The organism is Mesorhizobium sp. M7A.F.Ca.CA.002.05.1.1 (genome assembly GCF_003998335.1).
In the GTDB taxonomy this organism is placed as follows: Bacteria; Pseudomonadota; Alphaproteobacteria; order Rhizobiales; family Rhizobiaceae; genus Mesorhizobium.
Genome location: NZ_RZQI01001012.1, coordinates 1 through 2,021 on the forward strand (window position 1 = coordinate 1; position 2,021 = coordinate 2,021).

Annotated in this window: 2 protein-coding genes and 1 pseudogene; 2 read left to right on the forward strand and 1 reads right to left on the reverse strand. The window is 64.5% G+C overall.

Translation table 11 applies throughout. From position 1 onward, the window contains the following. On the reverse strand, positions 1-507 hold a 507-nt coding region (locus EN939_RS31825), incomplete at its 3' end, for a TetR/AcrR family transcriptional regulator (protein WP_164751405.1). 98 nt (positions 508-605) lie between these two features. Between EN939_RS31825 and EN939_RS31830 the strand changes: the two genes are divergently transcribed. Further along, a complete protein-coding gene (locus tag EN939_RS31830) occupies positions 606-1,352 on the forward strand; it encodes a 3-oxoacyl-ACP reductase family protein (RefSeq protein ID WP_127270861.1) in 747 nt (248 codons plus the stop codon). A gap of 209 nt (positions 1,353-1,561) precedes the next feature. Further along, a pseudogene (locus tag EN939_RS31835) lies at positions 1,562-2,021 on the forward strand (L,D-transpeptidase family protein); the annotation flags it as partial.

Below are 2,021 nucleotides of genomic sequence, written 5' to 3' on the forward strand. Positions count from 1 at the left end.
GTGCTGGACCGTGGCGAAGAAGGTCGCGGCGGCGCTCGCATCGAAATCCGCCGGCAATTCGCCTTCGGCAACGCCGCGCTCCAGACGCTTCTGCAGTGCGGTGTGGTTTTCGGCGCGACGACGGCGCAGGTCGTCGCAGATGGCGCCGCGGCTCGAATCCTGATGCAGTGCGCCCAGCGTGATCAGGCAGCCCTGCGGACGATCGCTCTGCGCATAGGCCCTCGCCGTCAGGCTCAGGAATTGTTCGATCGCCTGCCGCGCAGTCGGAGCTTCCTCCAGCGCCAGCCAGATGTCGGCACCCTCGGTGTGCGAGTAAAAATCCGTCGCCTCCAGGAACAGCGCCTCCTTGCTGCCGAAGGCAGCGTAGAGGCTGGGCGAGTTGATGCCCATGGCGGCGGTCAGCTCGCTCATCGACGCGCCTTCGTAACCACGGGCCCAGAACACCTCCATCGCGCGGCGCAGGGCTGCGGTTCGATCGAAAGTGCGGGGGCGGCCTCGTTCCGGCATGATGCTCTTTTCTGTGTTGATCGATACATAATTAAGTTGACGCCGACGGGCAAGGCTGACAGGTATTTATGTATCGATCGTTACAAAAGGAGAAATCGATGTCATCCAACCAACTGGGCGGCAAGGCCGCGCTCGTCACCGGCGGCAGTCGCGGCATCGGTGCGGCGATTGCGCGACGGCTCGCGGCCGACGGCGCCAGTGTCGCGCTAACTTATGTGCATGGCGAGGAGCAGGCCCGCTCGGTTGTCGCCGAAATCGAGGCCAAGGGCGGCCGCGCCATCGCGATCAAGGCCGACAACCGCGATGCGGTGGCCATAGACAAGGCCGTCGATGACGCAGTGACCGCCTTCGGCCGGCTCGACATCCTGGTCAACAGCGCCGGCATCTGGCGGGCCGCCCCCATCGACACGCTGTCGCTCGCAGATTTCGACGAGACCATGGAGGTCAATCTCCGGGCTCCATTCATCGCCTCGAAGGCGGCGGCCGTGCATATGGGTGAGGGCGGCAGCATCATCTCGATCGGCAGCAACCTTGCCGAGAGGGCGACCGACGGCAGCCTCACGGCCTATTCGGCCAGCAAGGCGGCGCTGGTCGGCCTGACCAGGGCGCTGGCGCGCGACCTCGGCCCGCGCGGCATCACCGCCAACGTCGTCCATCCCGGTTCGACCGACACCGACATGAACCCGGCCGACGGCCCGCATGCCGAGCATCAGCGCCGGAAAATGGCAACACCGCGTTTCGGCAAGGCCGATGACATTGCCGGCATGGTCGCCTGGCTTGCAGGCCCTGAAGGCCGCTTCGTCACCGGCGCTGCCCTGACCATCGATGGCGGCGCCAACGCCTGATCCCGAGAGATTTCCGGCTGGGGCGGAACAACCCTCCGCTCCAGCCGTCACGATCTTGTGAAACCGTTCTGCAACAGGCTTTCCAAAATTTATGAAAGCTTAACGAAATCGGTATGAATCAGTATAGTCGCGCCTTACATCCGCCATGCGGTGAGCGGGACGATCTAGCGTGCGGAACGGGAACCGGTTGCGGCCGGAGCGGGTGATTCATGAAATTCCTCGGAAACAAAGCAACCGTGATGCCGCTGGTGGCGATCGCGGCAACGCTGGCTTTCGGTGTACCCCAGGCAGGCGCGCAGGGGCTGTTCGACATGCTTTTCGGCGGCGGCGTAAAGCACGCGCCGAAAGGCGAGTTTCCGCCCCCGCCACCGAAGCACAAGCCAAAGCCGAAGGCTCCGGCCAGCGGTGGCGGTGGCGGCGCGAGAATCAGCAGCCCATCCTATTACACCTACAAGGCGGACCGGCTGGTTCGCGTCGACTTCTCGGCGCTGGCCCCGACGCCAGAGCCGGCGGCGCCACAGGATGCGGCTTTCGTGCCGTCGGCAACGGGCGCTGCGTTTCGTGAAGCGGTTGCCAGCTTGGCTGACTACGAACTCTTAGCCGAGCCCGACATCGCCAAGGCGCTGATCGCGTATTACTCGGCCAATCCGGATTTCATCTGGATAAGCG